Here is a 23,516-nt window from a genome sequence, read left to right as displayed (position 1 = left end):
ATGGAAGACGGCGTCACCGACGTGGTCGGGGAATGGGTAAACTTCCTCTCCCGGTACTGCCGGCGCGAACTCGCCGAGATCGAGAGGGAGTTCCCCTTCAAGCGTTCCCTGTACATCGACTACCGGACCCTGCAGGCCTCGGGCAGGTCCGGCCTGCGCCTCGCGGACGAGGTGATCGAACGCCCCGGCAAAGCGACAGGCGACATCAGGGACGCCCTCCGCCAGCTCACCGCCATAGGCGAGGAGAAGGCCGGGAAGGTCAATGTCCGCTTCCACCATATCGAGCGTGTCACCGGCATCAGGGACATCAGGGCCTACCACATCAATCGCTTTGTCTCGCTGAAGGGGATCATCAGGAAGACGACCGAGGTGCGGCCGAGGATCGTCGAGGCTGTCTTTCAGTGTCCGGGCTGCGGCTCAACGACGACGGTGCGGCAGGGCTACGGGAACTTCGAGGAGCCCGAGGAGTGTCCGAACCCGGAGTGCAACCGGCGCAAACTGAAACTCCTCCAGGCAAAGTCCCGGTACGTGGACTCGCAAAAGGTGCGGATCCAGGAGTCGCCCGAGGGCCTGAGGGGCGGCGCCCGGCCCCAGACTCTCGACGTCGAGGTGACCGACGACCTCACCGGGGCGATCGCACCCGGTGACAGGGTGGTCCTCAACGGCATCCCCCGCTCCAGGCAGAGGGTGAACTACGGGACAAAGTCCACCCTCTTCGACATCTCCCTGGAGTGCTCCTCGATCGAGGCGCCGGAGAGGGAATTTGAAGAGGTGAACATCTCCGATGAGGACGAGGCCGAGATCCACGAACTCTCCCGGGACACGGGACTGTACGGGAAGATCACCGGCTCGATCGCACCCTCGATCTACGGGAACACCGAGGTGAAGGAGGCGATCGCTCTCCAGCTCTTCGGCGGGGTGGCGAAGGACCTCCCTGACGGCTCCCGTCTCCGCGGCGACATCCATGTCCTCCTTGTCGGAGATCCGGGAATCGCGAAGTCCCAGATCCTCAGGTACGTCGTGCAGATCTCTCCCAGGGGCGTGTACACCTCGGGCAAGTCCTCGACCTCGGCAGGTCTCACGGCGACCGCGGTGAAGGACGACTTCGGCGACGGGAGCTGGACCCTGGAGGCCGGGGCCCTTGTCCTCGCGGATATGGGGCTCGCCGCGGTGGACGAGATGGACAAGATGCAGAAGGAGGACCGGTCGGCCCTCCACGAGGCGATGGAGCAGCAGAGTATTTCGGTCGCAAAAGCCGGGATCACGGCGACCCTCCGCTCCCGCTGCGCCCTCCTCGGCGCGGCAAACCCGAAACTCGGGCGGTTCGACGCCTTCGTCCCGATCGCCGAGCAGATCAACATGCCGCCCTCCCTCCTCTCCCGTTTCGACCTCATCTTCGTCCTGACAGACAAGCCCGATCATACGCGGGACACGGCGATCGCCCGGCACATCATCTCGGCCCACCGGGTCGGGGAACTGATCATGCAGAAGCAGGAGGGCCCCCTCACCCCGGCGCATATCGACCTCCTGGCGAGCGAGAGCACGGTGGTGGAGCCGCCGATCGCGCCCGAACTCCTGCGGAAATATATCGCGTACGCGAAGAGACATGTGACGCCCCTCATCACCGACGGCGCAAAGGAGATGCTCATCACGTATTATCTCCGGCTCCGCGACCTCGCCGACGAGAACAAGCCGGTGCCGGTGACGGCCCGGCAACTCGAAGCGCTGATCCGCCTCGGCGAGGCGAGCGCCAGGATGCGGCTCTCGCGGACGGTCGAGCCCGAGGACGCGGAGCGTGTGATCATGATCGTGGACGCCTGCCTGCGGCAGGTCGCCTACGATGCCGAGACCGGCACCCTGGACATCGACAAGTGGACGACCGGGATCACAAAGAAGAAGAGGGACATCATTCGCACCATCAGGGAGACGATAAAGGCGCTCGGCGGCGATGACGGCACCGCAAAGACCGAGGAGGTCGTCGAGATTCTGGTCCAGCAGGGTTTTGACCGCGACGAGGTGCAGGAGAACCTCGACAAGATGGTCCGCTTCGGCGAGGCGATGCAGCCGCGGCGGGGGATCGTGCGGTTGATCTGAGGATCGAGCCCCTCTCTTTTTTCCGACGCGTATATGAATCGGTCATAAATCGCGCATATTGGTTTAGAATGCACCATCACCAGAACAGTCCAGCAAAAATATGCAGGAAGACTGCCGGAAGATAACGGAATAGATATATTACACCGATCTCATCAATTGCTTGATGGACCCGGTTGACGTCGTCCTGACGAAGGACGCATTCACGGCTCTCGCATCTGAGTCCAGGCTCAGGATGCTGAAAGACCTGAATGTACGCAGGATGACGATCGCCGAACTGGCCGCCGACCTTGACCTGGCAAAGTCCACGGTCCACCATCACCTCCGTGTTCTCGTCGACGCCGGTTTTGTCGCCGCCGAGGATGACGGGCATGCCTGGGTATACTACGCCCTCACCCCGGAGGGGCATGCTCTCCTGTATCCACACGACGGCGTCAGGATCAGGATACTCCTCGCCACCGCACTGGTGACATTCGTCGGGGGAATCGCTGCCCTGGCGAAGTTTCTGGTTGTGTTGTTGTCCGATGAAACCCCCGGAATCCCCATGTTGGGGGGCGGAGGCGCTCAGGTACAGGAGGCCCCGCCGTGGGATCTGCTGATCCTCGGGCTCGCACTGACGCTGATCGGCAGCGTCCTCGTGGGGTATGCATATCTCCGGTGGCGAAAGCGCCGTAGGATCGATCAGGACATTTCATAGTTCTAATATATATTTTTCGAATCCGTTCGATCGGGATCGAACACTTTCCCCGATTTCATGGCATTCAAAGACCGAACCATCGGTGAGGATGCCCGGATGGCATCCGAAATCTGCGCGGGTCGTGTCTGCCCCTGAACGTGCGGGCCGAGTGACCTTTGCAGATCCCTGGAGATGATCGGGTGTGCCGGGGGCAGCCGTTGCAAACGATCGTTCGGGGTGTTTGGGAGGTATGGTTCATGAAACAATCATGGAAGAAAGAATCATGCATACTCTGTTTTGCTCTTCTTGCTGGAAGTTTCCTGGTCTATCCGGTCCTGGCAGCGGACACTGCCGTAAACCTTGCAGTTCCCTACCATGGACAGGAAACAGAGTGGTATTGTGGTCCTGCATCGGCTCAGATGTGGATTGACTATCACGGAGATTTGATCAGTCAGGATACGTTATATCAGTATATCCGAAGTCACAATCTTGAGGGGTCTGTGTGGTACACTGATCCAGTGGGACTGGCAAATTGTGTACAACACTATGTGAGTAACCTTGTAGTCGACGAGCATTCATGGGATCATGCAGATGCTGCCATAATAGGGCAGGCGATTGACATTGTCAACCGTGGTATTCCGTCTGCTTCTTTAACAGAAAACGGTAATCACTGGATGCTGGTGAAGGGTGTCAATTATTTTGAATATGGGGGACATGTCTACTCGGTCAACGGGTTATGGGTTCATGACCCGGATAGTTGGCTGCTTCAGCCTATCAATGGATATCTCACTGTCGACGACTGGATGAACAATTTCACACCCGTATCTTTCACCGGTTCTGAACAGAGCCGGTGGTATGACCGATATATCACAGTACAGGGATACTGGGAGAGATCGACTCCGAATTATGCCGGTGAAACAGAGAACTGGCGTTTGATGGACGATTCTGAGGACGACATCCCTCTCACAGAAGACACGGACATCTCTGGATTTGCATGGGACCAGATGAAAAGGTGGGGTTGTTTCCAGGAAGAACTTGAAGGCTGCAAGGCCGGAGAGATGATCTACGTTCATTCACTGAATGGGTGGCGCGATTACTACCTGATACCTTTTGAAAAAGACGGTACGACCAGGGTGATCGCTTCCGTCTTCATTAAGAACAACGGCACCATCGCCGATTTCGGCGGATGCGTCGGGCTGCCTTCTGATTATTCCGGTTCATTCCGGTTCCTTCCGACCCGGGAGGAGGCCCTGAAAGCCCTGGATGAAAAAGAGTATCAGGGTGTCATCCCCGAACACCCACGCGTGGTCTGGAAACCATGCGTTCAGAGCTGGTCGGAGTGTCATCCGTTCTGGGAGTTCGAAACAACGACCGGAAAGACCGTCTATGTCGGCTACAACCGGACCGGGATTCAGGTCTATGATGAGTTAACCCAGCCAACACGGGGGGGAGGGAGTTAATACCCTCTGATTATTTTTTGAGGTGGGGCCATGACCGAAAAAAAAGTTTTTTATGCCCTTGCGACCGTGTTCATCGCTGTGCTGTGCACGGTTGGGGGAGCGACGCTGTTTCTCCTCCCATACCCTCAGGCCGGAGAGGGACTTGACGTTTCCTTCGAGACCCTCCCCTCCGAAGAGATTCCCGCGGTCGTCGATGCGGCTCTCACACCGCCGGACCCACCCGTCCCTCCAGACCGGGCCCCCGACCTTTCAGGTGCCGTCGCGGGGGACGTGGCGACCGTCCGGTCCCTGACCGACGGCGCCCCGCGCTATTACCTTGTCCCGCTCACCCGGGACGGCGGTGCCGTTGCGATCGCGCGGGTGTATCTCCGGGACGACGGGGGTCCGAAGATCGGGTCCTGGACGCTGGGTGCCGACGACCTGACGGCATGGCGGCGCCCGTCCCTTGCCGATGCAGAGGACGCCCTCCGCAGTGCGGGGTACCGCGACGGGAACTGGACCGCCCGCTGGGTGGAGATGAACTCTGAGCAACCGATCGGGCCGTACTTCTGGGAGTTCGGGAAAGAGACGGGGGAGACAGTGTACGTCGGCTATGACCGCTACGACGACTGGGTCAGGGTGTACACGACAGTCACGCCGAAGACGAAAGCAGGGGGGTGAATGCCAGTTGTACGTGAACAATACAACAGCGCATGCCTATCAGGTATGGCATCTCTGGGGATGATCGTGACAGATTTCTATTATAATGGCTCTGTCGAAATTCTCTGGATAGCCATCTCTGCGGGGGGCTGGCCGCTCGAAGACCTGCGGTCAACGGCACATCAGAGATTTGCCAGAACAAGAAAATCTTCGATTTTCCGTTCATGGCAAATGAAACATTTGCCTGCTCAGAGAATCTTTGATTCTCTGTGTTCTCAAGCTCGCTTCGCTCGCATCCCCCGAACCCTCGAAAGCCTCTGGCTTTATCATGCTCACTTCGTTCGCACCCTGCATCAGGATAGAACCGGGGATGGCAACTCTCCCTTCATGCTCATAGATTTTGCCTTCCGGACCCTATCGCAATTCTGGGGGGCGACCGGAGGGAGCTCGATAAGGTCGAAGACCTTCGCTGTCCGGGGGATGCGACTGCAAGGAGCTTGAGAAAATCTATGATTTTCGAGGGAGACCCCGGCGCGAGCGTGGGGGAAGGCACGTCGATCAGAAAATGCCCTGGAACAATTTTTCATGGGGTATGCTTGAACCGGGGGTTCCTGTGCGATTCTACAAAGTCATTATCCAAGAAGAGTGCCTGTCGTCGGGGACGTCTTGCTGGTGAGTGTCCCCCGGGAGGCCGGGCATGTTCGTTCTGCACGCAACCCGGCCTCCCGTCTGCCCGGAGACGATCGGAATGTTCGGTGCCGCCAGATATAACTGTTGCGATCCTTTTGCCTTCTCTCCAGGGCGGGGGGATACATCGACCTGTGTATGGATGAACGTCGTCACCTCACCTCTTCGTCTTATCTCTTCCTATGCCTGTGTCCGCTTCCTGAGGTTCGATCCGCCGTGAAAAGAGTCCCGCGTGTCGACAGATAGACGATCTGCACAGAAGACTTTTATAATCCCATGCCGATGTCTCGCGTATGCGTGGCAGATCGGCAATTGAGAAGGTTTTGACCGTCTATTGCCCCGGTAGGAGGCGCTGAGTGGAGCGGACGGTCCCTGCATGGGCCCCCGGTGCCGTCCTCGCCCTCGCCGCTCTCGGCTACCTCCTCTTTTTCGCGGGCGCTCTCCCTGCCGCCGCACAATTCTCCCTCCTCTGCGGGAGCGGTGCGGCGGCGGTCCTTGCCGTGCTCGCATACAGGCAGGGACAACCGGTGCGTCTGATCGCTGTCTCCCTTTTCGTCGGTGTCGTTCTCTGCGTCGCCGCATACTCAGGCGTCCTCCTCCTCGCCGCATGGCCCGAGGTGCACCCCGGTTCTCTCGCCTACACCGTCGCCATCACCGGGCTTGCAGGCCACACCGGCACCGTGGCCACGACAGTCCTCGTCCCCCTGCCAGTGACCGACGAGGAACTCCTCTACCCCGCGTCCTCTCTTGAAAACCAGACCTTCGGCGCCTGGACGACGGCGATCACCGGGACAGACCGCGGCGACATGCTCGCCTTCACCACGAACGAGGAGAACCTCACAGACATCGACGCCGGGTTTTACCGTTTCGAGACGGAGATCAACGGGACGCACCGCCCGCTGCGGGAACACCTCTCGCCGGTCGTTGGGGAGGTCGACAGCGGTTACCTGACGGTGGTGGCGGTCGACGGCCTTGCGGCGCCGGCGCAGGTCTCCTTCGACCTCAGACTCTCCACCGGCGGTGGCCTCTACCATGGCATACCCGAAGACTATTACCTGACCGGAGTCGACGAGACCGTGCCGGCAGGGGCCGGGCCAGTAACGGTGACGGCGACTGTCAGCAGATACCAACCCGGAGATCCGGGCGAGAGCGGGGAGTGGGTGCCTGTATGATGAGGCCCGCGGCATTCGCGGTTGCCGTGGTCGTCGTGCTGGTCTATGGCGCTCTCCTCCTTCTCTTTGCCATTGCATCGGGGATCGGGCCCTCGGAGGAGGCTGCATCGCCCGGCGTCTCCCTCTCCTCCCTCTGGGAGGAGGCGATGGGCCGCCTCGACTGCGTGAACGAGACGACCGTCCTCTCCGGCCTGGAGATCAGGACGGACCGTGGCGTTCCCGAGACGGTCACCCTCAGGTTCCAGGGGCGCGACAGGGAAGGGACGCCGATGAGTTATGCGGTCGCATGGCAACAGAACCCCGGCATGGAGACGTCTCTCTCTCCTGCCGCTCCCGCAGGCCCCGGTCTCCATCCTCTCCTTCTCCTCAGCGCCCTGGACAAACTCAACGCTGTCGATGACTCACTCCTGATCCGGGCCGGACCGGCGCGGAAAGAGAAGACCTATGACCGCGAGGTCGCCCTGCTGGAGAATGGGTCTTTTCGAGCCTTTGATTCTGTCGCCTTTCCTGCGGAGACGACTGTCTGTCCGGTCACGTTCCTGAGACCGGGCGACGTCCGCCCCTTCCTCACCGCCTTCCTCCGCGACGACCTCCTGAAGGCGACGGCATACGCCTTCCCGGGAGGTGACGGCCATGCGGCCTGAGTATCTGTTTCTCCTCCTCCTGCCGACAGTCCTTGCCGCAGGATGCGTCGGGGATGCCGCGCCCCCGGTCGTCCCGGAGAACTGGTCTGCAAACGTCACGGTCGAGAGTGAGGGCGCCATCGTCACCATCGCCATGGTCGTCGCCGGGGACGGACGTTTCCGTGCCACATTCCCCGACGGCACCCTTTTCACCGACGACGGTCGTCGCTTCTGGACCTCCGACCCGGTCGAGGGAGAGATCTCGGTGGTCCCATCAGAATACAGGGGCACCGTCCTGGACGAGCGTACCTGGTTGATCTGGAATGTCTTCGAGGCACGGAGAGTGCTCGAAGGTGCCTATGAAAAGGGGGACCTCACGTACGAGGGCATGGAAACAGAAGACGGCCGCACCGTCAGGGTCGTCGGGATCGCAGGGAACGAGTCCCTCGGCGAGGCTCCGACCCGCTTCAGGGACCCTGTGTACCGGATCAGGGCGTCGGCCGATGCAAAAACCGGCGTCCTTGTCGGTGCGACCTTCTATGGCCGGGACGGGCGGGAACTGGTGCGGTTCACCTTCAAGGACATGGTCGCCGACCCTGAGGTCCCGCCCGGCACTTTCTCCTTCGTCCCGCCGCCAGGGACGGACGTGACGCTGGCGCAGACCGTTGCTGTCACGCCGATGGTCTTCTTCGAGCGTGCCGAGATCCCCGAAGAGGTGCCAGTCCCCTCGTACCTCCCTCCGGGCTATGCCTTCCGCGAGGGGGCTCTCCTGCCCGGCAGGTATGCGGTGCTCACCTTCACGGACATCGCCGGGGACACCCTCACCCTCGTTGCCCGTCCCGCCGACCTCCCTGACCCTGCCCCTCCCCGCGGCACGCCTGAAGAGGTGCCTGCCGGGAATTTTTCCGGACGACTGTACCGGGACAATGGGTCCGACATCCTCGTCTGGACGGAGGGAGAGACCAGGTTCACGCTCACCGGCGTCGCCGGGGAGGACGAAATGGTGCGGGTCTCGGCGTCGGTCGAAACCTTCTCATGACCCTCTATCAGTGTCGAACTATTTCCCTGTCGAGGACCTCCGCAACCGCAACGAGTTCGTCGAAGATCCGGTCGGCATCCTTCTTCATCTCCACGACCGCGGCCGCAAGACTCCCGCCCCGCAGGTAAATGAGTTTTTTTCTGCGGTACAGGAGGCCGGTGGCGACGAGGTTTCGCACGTGGTGGTTCACCCGCGCCGGCGTGACCGCAAGTTTCTCCGCGATCCTCGCCGACGAGACGCCGGGTTCCTCCGCGACCTCCTCCAGGATCTGGAGGACGACCCTCTCTGCCGTCGTGTCGAGGTCGCGCCCGTGGGTGAGGCCGAGACTCTCGCAGAACCACGAAAATTTCTCTTCTGTCCCCGGTACCTGCGGCCTTTCGACGGCCCTGAGGGAGATGCGCTGGTCGATCATGGTAACACCCTGAAGAACATGTACCATCCCGTTTGAACCGATATCATATATAGTAAATTGATATCATTTCAACGTAAATGCGACACATATATATAGAACTGCAAACCACAGTATTAATCGATCCTTCAACACGGATCCCTGAAGTGATAGAATGACAAAAATTCAGCCTATCGGTGAGAGAGTTCTCATGAAACAGGAGAGGTCCGAGGAAAAGACGATAACCGGGATATATCTCCCTGACTCTGCACGGGAGAAGCGGAAAGAAGGGACAGTCGTTGCTGTCGGTACCTTTGAAGACGGACGCCCTCTCCCCGTCGCCGCCGGGGACCATGTCATCTACGGAGGCTATTCGGCCGAAGAGATTGAGATCGACGGCGAGAAGCACCTCTTTGTCGGGTGGAAAGACATTCTTGCGAAGGTGGAGTGAGCGTCTATGACATCATCAAGCAAACAGATCATGTTCAGGGAAGATGCGAGGAAGGCCCTCCTCGCCGGCGTCAACAAGGTCGCTGACACCGTCAAGATCACACTCGGCCCGAAGGGGCGCAACGTCGTCCTCGACCGGGGCAGCAGGCCCCTCGTCACCAACGACGGCGTGACCATCGCGAAGGAGATCACCCTCCGCGACCGCTTCGAGAATATGGGGGCGAAACTCGTGAAGGAAGTCGCCTCGAAGACCCAGGACACCACCGGCGACGGCACCACCACCGCGACGATCCTCGCGCAGGCGATGCTCGCCGAGGGGATGAAAAACATCGCCGCCGGCGCGAACCCCGTCGATGTGAAGCGCGGCATCGACCGTGCGGTCTCCTCTGTCGTCGACGGACTCAAGAAGCAGAGCATCCCGGTGAACGATAAGGAGAAGATCGTCCAGGTCGCCACAGTCTCCGCCAACAACGACGAGGAGATCGGCGCCCTCATCGCCGACGCCATGGAGAAGGTCGGTTACAACGGCGTCATCTCCGTCGAGAACTCAAAGACGATGGAGACCACCCTCACTGTCGAGGAGGGCATGCAGTTCGCCCGCGGCTACATCTCGCCGTACATGGTCACCGACCAGGAACAGATGGTCTGCGAGTTCGAAGACCCGGCCGTCCTCATCACCGACCGGAAGATCTCGACTGTCAAGCAGATCGTCCCGGCCCTGGAGATGGCGGCGTCCGAGGGCAAGCCCCTCCTGATCATCGCCGACGACGTTGACGGCGACGCCCAGGCCGCCCTGATCCTCAATATCATCCGCGGCGCCCTGAAAGTCTGCGCCGTGAAGGCCCCGGGGTTCGGCGAGGAGAAGAACGCTGTCCTCGACGATATCGCCGTGCTTACCGGTGCGACGGTCATCTCCGAGGCGAAGGGGCTGAAACTCGAAGACTTCACCGACGATATGCTCGGCCATGCCCGGAACGTCAGGATCGACCACGACAAGACCGTGATCGTCGGCGGGAAGGGTGCGAAGTCTGCGATCGAGGAGAGGGAGGCGCTCCTTGAGTCCAGGATCAAGATCGCCGACACCGAATACCGCAAGAAGAACCTCCAGAAGCGTCTCGCCAAACTCGGCGGCGGCGTGGCCGTGATCAGGGTCGGGGCCGCAACCGAGACCGAGCAGAAGGAGACGAAGATGCGGATCGACGACGCCCTCAACGCCACCAGGGCGGCAGTCGAGGAAGGCGTCGTTGCGGGCGGCGGTGTCACCCTCTTCAGGGCGCAGAAAGCACTCGACGGTCTGAACCTTGAAGGCGACCAGACGATCGGTGCGAGCATCGTCAGGCGTGCCCTGGAAGAACCCCTCAGGCAGATCGCGGCGAACGCCGGTGTCGAAGGCGCCGAGGTCGTCGCACGGGTCCGGGCCGAGGCAAATCCGAATGTCGGCTACAACGCCAAGAAGGACTGCTTCGAAGACCTCGTCGCCGCCGGTGTCCTCGACCCGACGAAGGTCGTGCGGAGCGGTCTGCAGAACGCCGCATCCATCGCGGGGATGCTCCTCACCACCGAAGCGGCCGTCACCGACTTCGACGACGAGAAGGACGAGAAGACTCCGGCCATCATCATCTGAAGGCCGGGTATTTCAGTCCTCAGCCCCTCTTTTTTTTCTCCCGACCGCCGGTGCATTCTCTCCACGGCGTGGAAAAACTAATGTCGACGGCGTGTCCAGAGTGATGTGATCAAAAACTGCGTACAGGCGATGAAGTCCGCCGTCAACCGCCCCACCAGGGCTGATGACTTCTGCATGGACTCTGCCGTATGACCGAGAACGCTATCACCGAACCCTACATCCGTTATATCGCCGACCGGCGCTGCCCGGACGGTGGCTACTGTTTCTACCGCCTGAACGAACCAAATGTTGCGGACACCTTCTTTGCACTCGACACCCTCCGTACCCTCGGTGCCGGGACCGGCGACCCGGCGACCGCCCGATGGTTGCGCACCCGCCAGCAGGAAGACGGGTCGTACCAGTTCTTTGGGACCGGGTATTATGCTCTCCTCGCCCTTGCGGCCCTTGGCACCCCGCCCCGGCATGACCCCCTTCCCTGGATACGGTCGGCCGCACCTGCGCTATCTGGAGCGGAGAAACCGGTGGAGTCGGAGAGCGCGCTCACCCGCCAGTACCTCTATGCGCACCTCTGCCGGAGCCTCGGGATCGCTGTCCCGCCGCAGGTCAGGTCCGGCCTTCTCGCGGCTGTCCGCGCGTCGCGCACGCCGGATGGCGGATACCCCACACTTGTCGAGGCATTTCACGCCATGGCCATCTGCACCGCCCTCGGTGCTTTTCCCGACGGCAAAGAGGCGGCGGCCTTCCTTCAGAGGTGTACGCACCCGGAGTACGGCTACGTGAACGTGCCCGGCACCTCGCCCGCCTACTTGGAGCACGTCGCCGCCGGCGTCGCCGCCGCACGGGTCCTGGGCATCTCACCCTCCCCTGCGGCCGGAACTTTCGTCCTCAGGTGCCTGACGCCCTCCGGCGGGTTCTCCCGCTCGGTCTTCGGGGGCACGGCGACCCTGGAGACGACATGGATGGCGGTCAGGACTCTCCTGCTCGCCGACGGCCGGGAGGAGATGCAATGACCTCGATGATCGTTGCCCTGAAAGGCGAGATCCTTGCCCGGATCGACGAGACCCGCTGGAAGATCGCCGCAGGTTTCGACGCGGAGGAAGAACTCGCCGCCCTCACCGAGGAGGTCACACGCCTGTGCGACGAAACCGACGCCCTGTACTGCGACGCCATGTGGGGCATGTGGTAAATGGCGGTTCTGCGATGAGGTCTGCCATGCCTCCTGAACGCCTCCCTCTGAACAAAGATCAGGCACGCCGCCTCCGTGTCACCTGCCGCCATATCGACAGCCTTCTCTGCGATATCGAGAGTGTCCTGCACGCCACGGAGTCCGGGGCGGCGTTTCCCCGGTACGTATCCGACATCACCCCCTCAGAGCGCCGCACCATTGAGGACTCCGTCGTGCAGGTCAGGAAAGAACTTCTCCGGGTGCTGGACACCTGCGGGGTCCCCGGCGATGCGGCGGTGGCCATACCTGCCTCCCGCGCCGTCCACACCGCACTTGTCGCCGCAGATATCGCCGCCGCCGGGCTGGACGGCATCGCCGGCGAACTGCACCGCATGATCACGGCACTCGACAGGTGCGTCGTCGGGGAGGCGGGGCAGGCGGGGCAGGCGTCTGCACCCCATTCCCCGCCGCTGGTGCGTCGGGGGATTTCTCCGGGTCCCTCCTCACCTGCCCCGGTCGAAACTCTCATCCCCCCTCCCCTCCCATTCTTCTCCATGATTTCGGATCGTGAACAGGCGGTCTTCGAGGCCGGGATCAAACTCGGCGCCCTGTACCACCAGTGGGTCGGCACCCCGATCTCGCGAGCGACGGCGTCGAGCGTCGAGACAGCGATCGAAGGGGCTGTCGGCCTCCAGCCGTATGTGACGGCGATCAGGGTGCGGCTGAACCGCGACCTCATGACCGAGAACCCCTTCGGCTACTCGGAACTCACCGGTGCGATGTTCTCCGCGGAGATCACCACCGTCTACGGGAAGGCCCGGTGCGTCGCCGCCCTCGCATACACCGGCGAGTACCCCCTCATGTCCATCAGGTCCATCGATGAAACTCCCTGAAACCCCGATCACCGACGACCACATCCACTTCAATCCCCACCGGGGCCGGGGCGTGGAGGCGGCGAAGGACTTCAAGAGGGCCGGCGGGACGCACGTCTTCTACGTCTCCCTGCCCGCCTACTCCCTCGGCATCTGCCCGACGACCGCCGACGACTTCGCCGCCTCCTTCGAGGAGACCCTGCGGATCGCCGACCTCGTCAGGACAGGCGCCGGGATCACCGTCTTCCCCATCCTCGGCGTCCATCCGATCGAGGTACTGAAGTACGCCGACCGCCTCGGCCTTCCGGCCGCGGAGGCGCTCGCCTGCGCCGGCCTCGACGTCGCCTCCCGCCTCGTCGCCGGAGGCCGGGCCGTCGGCCTGAAGAGCGGCCGCCCCCACTTCCCTGTCACCGGGGACGTCGCCGCCGCCTCGGAGCGGGTGCTCGTCCATGCCCTCGAACTCGCGGCCGACCTCGGGTGCGCCCTCCAGGTCCACGCCGAGAGCGGGCCGTGCGCCGACATCGTCGACCTCGCGAAGAAGGCAGGCATGGACCCCGGCCGGGTCGTCAAGCACTATGCCACCCCCGACACACCTCTCATGCCCTCTTTCCTTGCAAAGCAGGAAGGGCTCGCGGATATGGCAAGGGCAGGCCGGCGCTTCACCCTGGAGACAGACTATATGGACGAGAACAGCAGGCCCGGTGCCGTCCTCGGCCCGAAATCCGTGCCGAGGGTCACACGCCACCTCCTTGAGACCGGTGCGATCACTGAAGACGACGCCTGGCGGATCCACGCCGAAACACCCGCCGCCGTGTATGGCGTCGAGATCACCCTCTGACTCCAGCCTCCCTTTTTTATCCGACCCCGCCAATACAGTACACAATGTACCTCAAGATCCACCGGACACCCAGTGGCGAGGTGGTGGCGGTCTGCGACGACGACCTGCTCAACACCACCCTCCGCGACGGTGATCTCTGCATCTGCATCAACGGGGATTTCTACGGAACGACGCACGCCACCGGGGATGATGTGCGTGCCGCCCTCAGCCACACCGCCAACGCAAACCTGATCGGAAAGGAATCGGTCGGCATCGCCGTCGCGATGGGACTGGTTTCCGAGAACACCTTTATGACCATCTGCGGCGTCCCGCACGCCCTTATCATTGCGGTCTAGAACAATGGTCGACATACTGCCAAGTGTCTGCCCCCGCTGCGGAAAGCCCTCTGTCGGGCTCTGCAGGGAGTGCCGTGCCGCGGAAACCGCGTGGCTCATCTGCGACCCCCGGGTGGAGAGCATCTACTGCCCGGTCTGCGACTCGCAGAAGCACGGGAAGACCTGGAGCGACACGATGGTCGATCGCGAGACCCTCATCCGGGAACTCGCGGTCTCGGCCCTCCACCTCCACGCCGACGTGCGGGGATCGGAGATTGTCATCTCCTCCTATGACCCGAGCCCGAACCGGACGATCGCCCGTATGGATGTCTCAGGCACCCTGTACGGCGTCCCGGTCTCGGGAGAGTGCACGACGAAAATTGTCTGGCGCAAGGAGCAGTGCGACCGGTGCAACCGGATCAGCGGCGGGTACTACGAGGGGATCATCCAGGTGCGGGCGACCGACCGGAAGTTGAGCGGCCGTGAAATGGAGACTGCGGCACGGATCGCCGAGCAGACCGAGGACGTCCTCCAGGAAGGCGGGGCCCGCCTCTCCTTTGTCTCGAAGATCGACGAGACGAAGGACGGCCTCGACATCGTCGTCGGCTCCAACCAGATGGGGCAGGCAATTGCGAGCGACATCACCGCGGCCCTCGGCGGGCGCCTCACCACCCACCCGAAACTCGTCGGCGAGAAGGAGGGGAAGAGGCTCTTTCGGATCACGTTCCTTGTCCGCCTGCCGAGGTACCAGAAAGGAGACGTGGTCGTCCAGAGGGGCCGGTACGTCGAAGTGCGCCAGACCGGGCACGGTCAGCTCCAGGTCTTCGACCTCCAGGACGGCACGAACAGGTTCATCGCCGAAGATGAAGCGGAAAGGCTTGTCGGCAATGTCGGCGAGGCCGAGACTGCTCTTGTCGCGTACCTGTACGACGACATCGTCGGTATCCTGGACCCGAAGACGCAGGGCGCGGTGGAGTGCCGGGTCGTCCCCTGGCTGCACCCCGAAGAAGGCGGGACGGTCCTGGTGCTCCGCGACCCCGAGACCAGACTGTTCGTCCTTGTCGGATGAGCATGCGGGTGCGGAAGGTCTCCCCTGGCGACCTCGCCGCGGCAGTGCGGGAGGCGTGGGCCGACCCCTGTCGCCGCCCCTATGTCGAGGGAGGCGTCGCGTATGTGCCGGTGCGTGACGGCTGGCCCGCCGACCTCGACCTTCCTGAGCGACAGCCATACCGCGGCCGCCCCTTCCAGATGATCGGCGACACCGCCGTCCTCCATGGTGCCCGCCCGACGCCGGCAGAGGTGGAGGAGATCCTCGCATGGCGTCGCCCTGCCTGCGTCCTGTACCTGCGAACGATCGACGGAGTGAAACGGCTCCCCGGCGTCGAGGTGCTCCATGGCGAGCCCCATCCCGTCCGTAACCACGAGAACGGCCTCTGCTACTGGCTCAACCCCGCGGAGGTGATGTTCGCGCAGGGAAACCTGGAGGAACGCGCCCGCATGGGGAGGGCGGTGCGTCCCGGCGAGAGGGTGGCAGACATGTTTGCGGGGATCGGCTACTTCACCCTCCCGATGGCCGCAGCCGGAGCGTCGGTGCATGCACTGGAGATCAACCCGGTCTCTTTCGGCTACCTGAGGCGGAACGTGGAGGAAAATGGTCTGGATGGGCGGGTCGGGCCCGAGTGTGGCGACTGCCGCGACCTCCTCTTCGGCACCTACGACCGGATCGTGATGGGTCATTTCGAGGCCCCGTCCTTCCTCCCCGACGCCCTGGCCCATGCAGGGCCGGGCACTGTCCTCCATCTCCACGCCCTCGGTGACGCCGGGGCCGCGATCGACACGGCAACTGCTGCGGCAGGATTCTCCGCATCGGTCGCCACCCGCAAAGTAAAGAAATATGGGCCGCATATATGGCATGTCGTACATGACGTGGTGCTCGATGAGCGGCGGACAAAGGCTTGAAGGAAAAACGGTTGTTCTGGCGGTAACAGGCAGCATCGCCGTTGTCGAGACGGTGCGGCTCGCCCACGAACTCCGGCGGCGGGGTGCCGTCGTGCAGGCCGTCATGAGCGCGGCCGCCTGCGGGATCGTCCACCCCGACGCCCTCACCTATGCCACGGGCCGGGAAGCGATCACCCGGTGCACCGGCATGGTCGAGCACGTCCTCTACTGCGGGGAGGGGGGGTGCGCCGACCTCCTCCTCGTCGCCCCGTGCACCGCGAACACGATCGGGAAGATCGCCCACGGCATCGACGACACGCCTGTCACCACCTTTGCGACGACCGCCCTTGGTCGGGGTATGCCGGTGGTCGTCGTGCCCGCGATGCACGAGTCGATGTACCGCCACCCCGGCGTCGTCGAGAACCTGGCAAAACTGGAGTCCTGGGGAATCGACGTCGTCCCCCCGCGGATCGAGGAGGAGAAGGCGAAGATCGCCGGTATCGAAGAGATCGCCCTCCACGTCGAGCGCGCCCTCCTTGGCCGTCCCCTTGCGGGAAAACGTGTCGTAATTACGAGCGGCGCCTGCGCTGAACCCGTCGACGACGTGCGGGTGCTCACCACCCGCTCCACCGGGCAGATGGGCCGGGCCCTGGCCCTTGAAGCCTACCGCCTCGGGGCCTCGGTGACGGTCGTCCATGCGGGACACGTCCCCTGCGTCGAGAATGTGCATGTGGAGACGGCAGGCGAGATGATGGAGGCGGTGCTCGCCGGGGTCGGAAAGGGGGCCGACTACTATCTCTCGGCGGCGGCGGTCTCCGACTTCGCCCCCGCACGGGCGGCGGGGAAGATACCGAGCGGTGCGCCTGTGGAGATCGCACTCCGCCCCCTCCCCAAGGTGCTCGACGCTGTCCTCCGGATTTTTTCCGGGACGGTCGTCGCCTTCAAACTCGGGTGGGACGAGGAGGCCAGGGCCGCGGCAATGCTCGACGCCGGCGTCGCCATGGTCGTTGTGAATACACCGCCGGCGATGGGGGCCGCGGGCGGGGAGTTTGTGCTTATGAGAAAGGATTCGAGGAGAACTGTTACAGGAACGAAGGAAGAGGTGGCAGAGGCGATATGGTCCGCACTGCTGTAGCCTTCTCGCCCGGACACATCTCGGGATATTTCAGAAAGGTTGCCGGGACAACGCCGGAGACGACAGGCAGTCTCGGCGCTGGCCTTGTCATCGACGAGGGTGTGAGAGCCGAGGCCTCGGCCGCCGGTACGTCGGCGGTGGTGGTCAGGTGCCTCGGCGCCCACGGAGAGGTCATATCCGAATCCGCGGGTTCTGCCCCGCTTGAATATGTGATGCACGAACTCGGGGTGACGGCGAGAGTGGAGACGGCCTGCCGTCTCCCTATCGGCGCCGGCTTCGGCCTCTCCGCAGCCGCTCTTCTCTCCTCGATCACCGCCCTCAACGCTCTCTTCGACCTCGGCATGGACAGGCCTGCGATCGCCGCCCTTGCCCACCGTGCGGAGGTCGTTCACAACACCGGCCTTGGCGACGTCGCCGCGTGTCAGGGGGGTGGGCTTGTCTGCAGGCAGACGCCGGGTACGACCGGGACGATCACGCGGGTTCCTCTCGACGAGACTGTCTGGGCCCTCTCCTTCGGCCCCCTGCCGACGCCCGAGGTGCTTGGCTCGGCCGAAAGGCTGGCGCAGGTCGCCGCGGCCTGTCCGGACACCTGCCCGACCGACCTCCATGATTTTTTCCGTCTTTCGCGTTCTTTTGCCGAGAAAAGCGGTCTTGTCAGGCCTGAAGTCCGGGCGGCCCTTGCAGCGTGCGACGCTGCGGGCGTTCCCGCGAGCATGACGATGCTCGGCCTCGGCGTCTTTGCCACCGGGGAGGGGGCAGACGAGGTGCTCGCCGCATTCGGCGACCCGATCCCCCTCAGGGTGGCACGCGAGGGCTTCCGCCTTCTTGAGGTGCGGCCATGACGACCATACCGAAGGACCACCCCAGGTACGCCGCCCTTCTCCTCCGCGACCGCCTTGCCGCGGCTATGCGGGAGGGCGTCCTCGCCCCGGAGGGCCTGATCGCCCAGGGCCGCGGCGAGGCCTTCGACTATCTCCTCGGGGAGAAGACGACGGAGAGCGCCGCCCGTGCCGAGAGGGTCGCCGCGGCGATGCTCCTCTCTGCCAGACGGCCGGTCATCTCGGTGAACGGGAACACGGCCGCTCTCTGTGCCCACCAGATCGCCGCCCTCCAGGAGGCGAGCGGTGCGGCCGTCGAGGTGAACCTCTTCCACAGGACAGAGGAGAGGATGGAAAAGATCACGGCCCTTCTCCGCGCCAACGGCGTGGACGTCCTCACCGGCGAGTCCGAACGTCTCATCCCCCTCGCCCACGACCGGGCGCTCTGCCTCCGGGACGGCATCGGGGTCGCGGATCTCGTCCTCGTCCCCCTTGAAGATGGCGACCGGTGCGAGGCCCTGAGGGCGATGGGCAAGGACGTCATCGCCATCGACCTGAACCCCCTCTCCCGGACTGCGCGGACCGCGACCCTCGCGGTCGTGGACGAGGTGACGCGGGCAGTCCCCGCGATCACCGGTCACTGCCGCGTTCTCTCGGCTGGCGAAGCGAGGCAGATCGCCTCGTCTGTTGATAACACTCCCTTCCTGAAGGAGGCGCTTGCCGCGATGATGCGGCACCTTGAGGTGATCAACGATGCTCTGGAGTGAAAAATATCGACCGACCGATTTCTCCGGGATCCTGGGGCAGGAGAGCGTGGTGCAGACCCTCAGGTCGGCTGCCGACGATGGGAACGTCCCTCACCTCCTCGTCGTCGGCAGGCCCGGCACGGGGAAAAGCATCGCCGTTGAAGCCCTAGCACGGAGGCTGTACGGCACGCACTGGCAGGAGAACACCACGGTCTTTCCCACTGCCGACATCTTCGAGCAGGGGAGGAAGTACCTGGAGGCCGAAGAGCGCTTTGCGCATCTCTACCGGAAGGATGAGAGCGTCCTCTCGAACTTCAAGCATATCGTGAAGTGGTATGCCGGGATCAGGCCACTCGACGCGGTATTCAGGCTGGTGGTCTTCGAAGGGGCGGCTGCACTGACCAGGGAAGCCCAGCAGGGGCTCCGCCGGCTCATGGAGCGCTACTCGGGGACGTGCCGGTTTGTCTTCCTCACGACGAACGGGAGCGCGATCATCCCCGCGATCGCTTCAAGGTGTCTCCCTCTCACCTTCGGCCCTGTCCCCGACCCCCTGGTCAGGCGGCGTCTCGAAGAGATCCTGAAGGCCGAAGGCGTCCCTGCCGGAAAAGTATCGGCCGACGACCTCGACCTCATCGTCCCGGCGGCAGCCGGCGACCTGCGACGTGCGATCCTCCTCCTCCAGCTCTCCGCTGAGTCTGAGGGACACATCGACCTCGCCGATACGGCTGCGTCCGAGACAGAGAACGTGGCAGCCTCGGCCTTCGGGGCCCTGATGAAGGGCGACCTTGCCGGGGCAAAGGCGCGCACCGAGGCACTGCTCATTGACTATGGTCTGACCGGCGAAGAAGTGGTCAGGGAACTTGCACGGGCGGCCGACCGCACCTATAATGACCCGCGGATCGCCGTCGCCCTTGCCGATGCCGATCTCCTGATACGGAGGGGCGGCAATGAATTTATCCAGATAAATGCCCTTCTTGCACGAATTTCACAGGAGGTGTTTTCCTGAAGCGCGATTATGAGAAGATTCAGAAACACTACGACGGTGTGGCCGAGATCTATGACAGCCGCTATGGTGGCGACGTCGGGAACCGGTACCACGGCCATATCAGGGACCACGTGATGAACTGCCTTCCGAAGGGGGGCGCCCTCCTCGACCTCGGTTGCGGGACGGGCCTGTTCATGCAGCACTATCTCAACGCCGGCGGCGGGACGGCGGTAGGGCTCGACCTCTCGCCTGAGATGGTAAAGGCGGCCCGTCACCAGAACCACCTCGACGATGTCGTGGCAGGGACGGCCGACCGTCTTCCTTTCAGGGACGCGTCCTTCGATGCGGTATCGAGCATCCTTGCCTTCAGTTATGTCCCCGACCCGGAGGCGATGCTCTCCGAGGCGTACCGCGTCCTCCGTCCCGGCGGCCGCATCGCTATCTGCACCCTCGGCCACAATGTCTTCACGTCGATCCTTCCCGCGATCTACCGTCTCGGCGAGAAAGCGCACTGGAGTCGGATCGGGGTCGGGAGCTTTGGCGAGCACTACTACTCGGATCAGCAGATGCGTGAACTCCTTTCGGCGGCCGGGTTTACCGATCTGAAGGTCCACCGCTGCTCCTTCGCCCACGTCAACATGAAAAAGCCCATCTTCGATGCCGTCAGGAAGGCGGAGCCTTTCGTCGAGAAGAAACTCTCGTACCTTGCCTTCAATGTCTGCGCGAGCGGGAAGAAGGAGAGATGATTTTTTTATTCATGGGGTCATCCCAAAACTGATCCGAACCTTCATGCACGCCGATGAAAGGACTCACATTCGGTTCTGAAAAATTCTGTTCTGGCGTCTTGTCCGGGGGGTTTCACCCCCCGATCCCCCCTCATTGCGAGAGGGGGTGGAGGGCAATCTCCTTCGTCAGGATCTCTGGTTTCTCTTCCATGACCCTATCCTGTTTCGGGGGTCCGGGGGCGTCAGTCCCCCGGCAGAGAGGTAGGGGAAGGCGGGGGTTTCGCACTATGCTTCAGGGAATTCAAGAAGATATCAACCCGAACATGATATTCTCTCCCGATCCCTGCATGGTATGACGGAGGGTTCGGGGATGATCCCTCATCCCCGTACCAAAAATGGAGGATTTTTGCGATTTTTTGAGAAATGGATTGTGTTTTTTCCCCTGCTCACTTCTTGTCCTTGCCCGACTTCGTGGCCTTGTTGTTCGGGTTGAGTTGATTCGCCCTGTTGTCCGCTGCCGCTTTCTGCGCCGGGTTGTTGGGGTTCTTTGCATCTGCACACTGGTTCTTCGCCATACAATTCCCTGCATGTCAGGATTGTATATATTTCTTCGGAAATGATATCCAGAATAACGCTCATAATAGCGCCATTTCCGGAGTGGCGCAAAGATCAGGGCGTCGATGGCCCTGGAAAAACCCTCCTGCCCGGCGAGGGATGCGCGGGCCCTCTGGGGTGATCAGGGCTTCTGCTCTCCATGAGTGATACCTGCGTAGGATCGTGGTAGGATGAAGGATCTGTGCTTACTCTTCTGGACCTGAATACTTCTCCTCTGAATAACGCAGGATGATAAGCAGAGCCAATTTTTAAGTGATATGAGTTTTCTCAACTGGTTAAGGGCAGGACACCCAGTTCTGTTTCCACTCCGGATACCGGTGAAAAATACTCTTCGCCACAAAAACTACCAGAAAGAATTCCCACAATTATCCTATCGTGGTCGGACTCAACGTGATAAACCGGTGATCCGCTGTCTCCAGGCTCAGCAGTGTATGAAGCAAAGTACTGATCATACAAGTAACGCTGTGTAGATGGATAGAATACAATATCCTTTCTTTGGACTGATCCAGAGGTCGTGCCCGTTGTTCTTCCGGATTTGAAAACAGTTAGGCCAGGCCAAGGGTCATAATGTCCTTTTACACTCTGATCCACACCCTGCGAGTGAATTTTTGCTGCAACGTTGCTGTATGGCACCCAGGCTGCATCAGCGTAAGAAGATGAATATGGCCATCCTGGATCAGCGCCTACAGACCCACAGGCATTTGAAGAACCGGTCGTCGGTTGATAGACAGTTTCTCCACTCCCATCCGAACAATGCGCTGAAATAACATAACCCCGCGTGCCAGAAGAGGTCTGTGCAGCCCACCCGAGTGTTGAACTTGCTATATCACTCCCTAAGAGTGTCTGAATCTGCATACCTCCAATTAATGGTCGAATTCTGTCTAAGATTGTCTGAATCTGTATATCCCCAGTTATCGGTCGAGATTTGTTACTCGCACTGTAGAGGACAAGACTGTCCGGACGGACAGAGACACTCCTGAATTTTACGGGGATACTCTCGAAGCCTGCATCTTTCCCCTTTTTGTCGAGGATTTCGTACAGTTCCTCCATGGTGGCCGTAATGTTATCTTCGGGCCAGTCTTCCGGAATACCTACATCGATGTATCCTTCAACGTCATATCCATAGCCGATAACCGGTCCCTTGGGATACAGGCGAGGTTTTGCAAAAGAATCAAAGTTATCGTCAGTAAAGTGATCCAACTGACTATACCATGAGATCCAGGGGTGTGAGGTCTTTGTATCGCTAAAGTCCGGAAGACTTCCATAAATACCCAGAATTTTTTCATGGGATCTCAGTTCCTCAATGACATCAGCACGTTCTTCAGGTGTCAGATCTGTACGTTCATCTACGTAGTTCTGTTCACTGTCATTCTGTTTCGCTGCGGCAGGTCCCACAAATGCCGAGGCCAGCAAGGCCAGGATAAACAGGACCGACAGAATTCCGGTTAATCTTTTCATTTTCTTCACCTCTGCAATTTTTGTTCCGGGATGCCAAACTCAAAAAGGATGATTTCCCTTTAGAGTGGGGAAATACTCCCTATGGGGGGGTTTAGTGCCGGGAACATCTCATCGATAATTCCCGGCATCGCATCGAGGCAAGCCCCTGAATTTTGCATCACCACCACTAAATATGGTGCATAATATATTTGTGGTTTCTGAGCAGATCGTTTATCTGTCAGGGGGTGGAGGTGCGAACTCTTGCGGGAGATTTCAGGAGAATGATCAGGGGGCCGTCGCCATCGAACATTCAACATCTCTCCAGAGTTGATTTTTCAATGTCGTTGTTGCAGCCTTTTGCCAATCAAGGGACAAAGGATAATAATTCTGGAGAGTTCCTCGATCACAATTTTGAACTGCTTTCATAGTATTGGCCGGATCTGTTCTTGATTCTCCAGAGACCTCTGGGTGCGGTCCTGTGTGCAAACCCTATCCCCGTCTTCCTAATCACCGATCGGGATAAAGTCAGACCGTGACATCAAAAGGAACACGGCAAGAACAAAGAGCAACGATCCTGTCGCAAGGAGCATGAGACCTGTCGTAAAGAGAGATGAAGCGGCAAGAGATCCCAGAGCGACACCGGCCTCAGGAGACGGAAGATTGCTGAGAATATCGACACCCAGTACGGCGAGTCCACACGCCCCTATCCCGAGTGCGGTGGTGAGGATGATCTTCACCTGCTGTATTTTCGATGGATGCAGGAGCGCATACCCTTTATACGATATCTCATAATAAACCCACTTGTGATCGTTTTCTTTGCGCCTTACGAGGTTTGATGCAAGCATTTTTGCAAGGTGGGTGTAGGCAGAGGACTTCGGGATATTGAGGATTTTTGAAATCTCGGAGACCGTCATAGGGCGTGCTTCGAGATTTTTCAGGATAGATATGCGAGTCTCGGACGATAGTGCTTCAAATGTGGTGATGTCCAGGAGAATCTCATCTGACAATAGTATGCCTCGATCTGTTCGATTAAACCTGCTCTGCATATACATTTTGCGAAATAATCCCTAATGTCTGAA

25 protein-coding genes and 1 riboswitch are annotated in these 23,516 nt (G+C 61.1%); of the genes, 21 read left to right on the top strand and 4 right to left on the bottom strand.

From position 1 onward, the window contains the following. The 7 genes from MEFOE_RS06670 to MEFOE_RS06640 all read left to right on the top strand — a co-directional run bounded on the left by MEFOE_RS06670 (window position 1) and on the right by MEFOE_RS06640 (window position 8,387). The gene (locus MEFOE_RS06670) at window positions 1-2,094 is read left to right on the top strand and encodes a minichromosome maintenance protein MCM (RefSeq protein ID WP_067050033.1); all 2,094 of its coding nucleotides are present in this window, start codon (window positions 1-3) and stop codon (window positions 2,092-2,094) included. A gap of 163 nt (window positions 2,095-2,257) precedes the next feature. Next, entirely contained in the window at window positions 2,258-2,788 is a 531-nt protein-coding gene (locus MEFOE_RS06665) for a winged helix-turn-helix domain-containing protein (RefSeq protein ID WP_067050030.1), read from the top strand. Window positions 2,789-3,024: 236 nt separating this feature from the next. Further along, window positions 3,025-4,227 carry a C39 family peptidase gene (locus MEFOE_RS13345; protein ID WP_083523362.1) on the top strand — a complete coding sequence of 401 codons (1,203 nt, stop codon included), beginning with the start codon at window positions 3,025-3,027 and terminating at the stop codon, window positions 4,225-4,227. 30 nt (window positions 4,228-4,257) lie between these two features. Beyond that, complete coding sequence (locus MEFOE_RS06655) at window positions 4,258-4,887, top strand: hypothetical protein (RefSeq protein WP_067050025.1); 630 nt, start codon at window positions 4,258-4,260, stop codon at window positions 4,885-4,887. 1,022 nt (window positions 4,888-5,909) lie between these two features. After that, a complete protein-coding gene (locus MEFOE_RS06650; RefSeq protein ID WP_067050022.1) occupies window positions 5,910-6,725 on the top strand; it encodes a hypothetical protein in 816 nt (271 codons plus the stop codon). Next, window positions 6,722-7,369: a hypothetical protein gene (locus tag MEFOE_RS06645; RefSeq protein WP_067050019.1), complete on the top strand. Its 648-nt coding sequence runs from the start codon at window positions 6,722-6,724 to the stop codon at window positions 7,367-7,369. The genes MEFOE_RS06650 and MEFOE_RS06645 overlap by 4 nt, the downstream gene beginning before the upstream one ends. Then, window positions 7,359-8,387, top strand: a complete 1,029-nt coding sequence (locus MEFOE_RS06640) for an outer membrane lipoprotein-sorting protein (RefSeq protein WP_067050016.1) — start codon at window positions 7,359-7,361, stop codon at window positions 8,385-8,387. Before MEFOE_RS06645 ends, MEFOE_RS06640 begins: the two co-directional genes overlap by 11 nt. Window positions 8,388-8,394: 7 nt before the next feature. Here the strand turns inward: MEFOE_RS06640 and MEFOE_RS06635 are convergent, their stop codons facing one another. Continuing rightward, complete coding sequence (locus tag MEFOE_RS06635; protein WP_235809583.1) at window positions 8,395-8,826, bottom strand: winged helix-turn-helix transcriptional regulator; 432 nt, start codon at window positions 8,824-8,826, stop codon at window positions 8,395-8,397. 124 nt (window positions 8,827-8,950) lie between these two features. On the opposite strand from MEFOE_RS06635, the gene groES reads away from it, so the two are divergent. The 14 genes from groES (at window position 8,951) to MEFOE_RS06565 (ending at window position 20,406) form a co-directional block, all read left to right on the top strand. Beyond that, window positions 8,951-9,226, top strand: coding sequence for a co-chaperone GroES (gene groES / locus MEFOE_RS06630; RefSeq protein WP_067050013.1), 276 nt, complete (start codon window positions 8,951-8,953; stop codon window positions 9,224-9,226). 6 nt (window positions 9,227-9,232) lie between these two features. Next, window positions 9,233-10,849: a chaperonin GroEL gene (gene groL / locus MEFOE_RS06625; protein WP_067050010.1), complete on the top strand. Its 1,617-nt coding sequence runs from the start codon at window positions 9,233-9,235 to the stop codon at window positions 10,847-10,849. A 116-nt stretch (window positions 10,850-10,965) separates the two neighbouring features. Further along, window positions 10,966-11,029: riboswitch (Fluoride riboswitch) on the top strand. 8 nt (window positions 11,030-11,037) lie between these two features. Continuing rightward, window positions 11,038-11,859, top strand: coding sequence for a prenyltransferase/squalene oxidase repeat-containing protein (locus MEFOE_RS06620; RefSeq protein ID WP_067050007.1), 822 nt, complete (start codon window positions 11,038-11,040; stop codon window positions 11,857-11,859). Further along, entirely contained in the window at window positions 11,856-12,035 is a 180-nt protein-coding gene (locus MEFOE_RS06615) for a hypothetical protein (protein WP_067050004.1), read from the top strand. The genes MEFOE_RS06620 and MEFOE_RS06615 overlap by 4 nt, the downstream gene beginning before the upstream one ends. Before the next feature lie 533 nt (window positions 12,036-12,568). Next, a complete protein-coding gene (locus MEFOE_RS06610) occupies window positions 12,569-12,907 on the top strand; it encodes a dihydroneopterin aldolase family protein (protein WP_067053066.1) in 339 nt (112 codons plus the stop codon). Next, window positions 12,894-13,724 carry a TatD family hydrolase gene (locus tag MEFOE_RS06605; protein WP_067050001.1) on the top strand — a complete coding sequence of 277 codons (831 nt, stop codon included), beginning with the start codon at window positions 12,894-12,896 and terminating at the stop codon, window positions 13,722-13,724. The genes MEFOE_RS06610 and MEFOE_RS06605 overlap by 14 nt, the downstream gene beginning before the upstream one ends. 44 nt (window positions 13,725-13,768) lie before the next feature. Continuing rightward, window positions 13,769-14,059: a DUF424 domain-containing protein gene (locus MEFOE_RS06600; RefSeq protein WP_067049999.1), complete on the top strand. Its 291-nt coding sequence runs from the start codon at window positions 13,769-13,771 to the stop codon at window positions 14,057-14,059. 4 nt (window positions 14,060-14,063) lie between these two features. Then, a complete protein-coding gene (locus MEFOE_RS06595) occupies window positions 14,064-15,107 on the top strand; it encodes a 60S ribosomal export protein NMD3 (protein ID WP_067049996.1) in 1,044 nt (347 codons plus the stop codon). Between the two features lie 2 nt (window positions 15,108-15,109). Then, on the top strand, window positions 15,110-15,997 hold the full coding sequence (locus MEFOE_RS06590) for a class I SAM-dependent methyltransferase (RefSeq protein WP_067049992.1): 888 nt from the start codon (window positions 15,110-15,112) through the stop codon (window positions 15,995-15,997). Next, window positions 15,975-17,111 (top strand): bifunctional phosphopantothenoylcysteine decarboxylase/phosphopantothenate--cysteine ligase CoaBC, encoded by a 1,137-nt coding sequence (gene coaBC / locus MEFOE_RS06585; protein WP_067049989.1) that lies wholly within the window; start codon window positions 15,975-15,977, stop codon window positions 17,109-17,111. The genes MEFOE_RS06590 and coaBC overlap by 23 nt, the downstream gene beginning before the upstream one ends. Further along, window positions 17,093-17,953, top strand: a complete 861-nt coding sequence (locus tag MEFOE_RS06580) for a pantoate kinase (RefSeq protein ID WP_067049986.1) — start codon at window positions 17,093-17,095, stop codon at window positions 17,951-17,953. Before coaBC ends, MEFOE_RS06580 begins: the two co-directional genes overlap by 19 nt. After that, window positions 17,950-18,696 carry a 4-phosphopantoate--beta-alanine ligase gene (locus MEFOE_RS06575; protein WP_067049983.1) on the top strand — a complete coding sequence of 249 codons (747 nt, stop codon included), beginning with the start codon at window positions 17,950-17,952 and terminating at the stop codon, window positions 18,694-18,696. The genes MEFOE_RS06580 and MEFOE_RS06575 overlap by 4 nt, the downstream gene beginning before the upstream one ends. Further along, window positions 18,683-19,681, top strand: coding sequence for a replication factor C small subunit (locus MEFOE_RS06570; RefSeq protein WP_067049980.1), 999 nt, complete (start codon window positions 18,683-18,685; stop codon window positions 19,679-19,681). Before MEFOE_RS06575 ends, MEFOE_RS06570 begins: the two co-directional genes overlap by 14 nt. Beyond that, entirely contained in the window at window positions 19,627-20,406 is a 780-nt protein-coding gene (locus MEFOE_RS06565; protein WP_328585460.1) for a class I SAM-dependent methyltransferase, read from the top strand. Before MEFOE_RS06570 ends, MEFOE_RS06565 begins: the two co-directional genes overlap by 55 nt. A 425-nt stretch (window positions 20,407-20,831) precedes the next feature. Here the strand turns inward: MEFOE_RS06565 and MEFOE_RS14610 are convergent, their stop codons facing one another. The 3 genes from MEFOE_RS14610 to MEFOE_RS06560 form a co-directional block, all read right to left on the bottom strand. Next, the gene (locus MEFOE_RS14610) at window positions 20,832-20,960 is read right to left on the bottom strand and encodes a hypothetical protein (protein WP_268872616.1); all 129 of its coding nucleotides are present in this window, start codon (window positions 20,958-20,960) and stop codon (window positions 20,832-20,834) included. 307 nt (window positions 20,961-21,267) lie between these two features. Continuing rightward, window positions 21,268-22,458 (bottom strand): S1 family peptidase, encoded by a 1,191-nt coding sequence (locus tag MEFOE_RS13700; RefSeq protein ID WP_153015889.1) that lies wholly within the window; start codon window positions 22,456-22,458, stop codon window positions 21,268-21,270. Between the two features lie 482 nt (window positions 22,459-22,940). After that, window positions 22,941-23,483 (bottom strand): winged helix-turn-helix domain-containing protein, encoded by a 543-nt coding sequence (locus MEFOE_RS06560; RefSeq protein ID WP_235809646.1) that lies wholly within the window; start codon window positions 23,481-23,483, stop codon window positions 22,941-22,943. Window positions 23,484-23,516 lie beyond the last annotated feature (33 nt).

The organism is Methanofollis ethanolicus, from assembly GCF_001571385.1.
GTDB classification, from domain to species: Archaea; Halobacteriota; Methanomicrobia; order Methanomicrobiales; family Methanofollaceae; genus Methanofollis; species Methanofollis ethanolicus.
This window is presented reverse-complemented; position numbering and strand designations above follow the sequence as displayed.